This is a genomic window from Mesorhizobium sp. M7A.F.Ca.CA.002.15.2.1 (genome assembly GCF_003998715.1).
Lineage (GTDB): Bacteria > Pseudomonadota > Alphaproteobacteria > Rhizobiales > Rhizobiaceae > Mesorhizobium > Mesorhizobium ciceri.
Genome location: NZ_RZPI01001271.1, coordinates 1 through 451, shown reverse-complemented (window position 1 = coordinate 451; position 451 = coordinate 1). Strand labels below are relative to the sequence as shown.

Genomic DNA, 451 nt, shown 5'->3' with positions numbered 1-451 from the left:
TCTCACCACCATCCTTGAGGCGGATATGCGCCTCGCGGATCAGCGCGCCGCCAATGCCGCTGCCATGGAACGAGGGCTCCACCGCCAGCGGCGCCAGCGCCACGGCCGCGAAGGTCTTGCCGCCATTCTGGACGAACAGCCGCGAAAACAGGATATGGCCGACCACCTGGCCGTCCTCTTCCGCAACCAGTTCGGCAACCGCGTCGCCGCCGGTCACCAGCGCGTCGACCAGACCGGCCTCCGCCTGCTGGCCGAAAGCGTGTTCCTCGACGAGGCGGATGGCCTCGCGATCCCGCGGCGTTGCCGCGCGTATCGACATCATGCTCATGAGAATTTCAGTCCTTTTTCGATCTTGGCCCCGCGCAGGAATTCCGACGCGGCAGCGGGCTTTCCGCCCGCCCGTTGAACTTCGACCAGCCTGATCGCGCCTGCCCCGCAGGCGACCGTCAGC

General features: G+C 67.2%; 1 protein-coding gene and 1 pseudogene. Both read right to left on the bottom strand.

The genetic code is table 11. The features are described from left to right. Positions 1–328, bottom strand: a 328-nt coding sequence (locus ENZ74_RS34085; RefSeq protein WP_164761518.1) for an N-acetyltransferase, incomplete at its 3' end; no start/stop codon positions are given. Beyond that, positions 325–451 (bottom strand): annotated as a pseudogene (locus tag ENZ74_RS34080) (methionyl-tRNA formyltransferase); the annotation flags it as partial. The pseudogene ENZ74_RS34080 and the gene ENZ74_RS34085, both read right to left, overlap by 4 nt.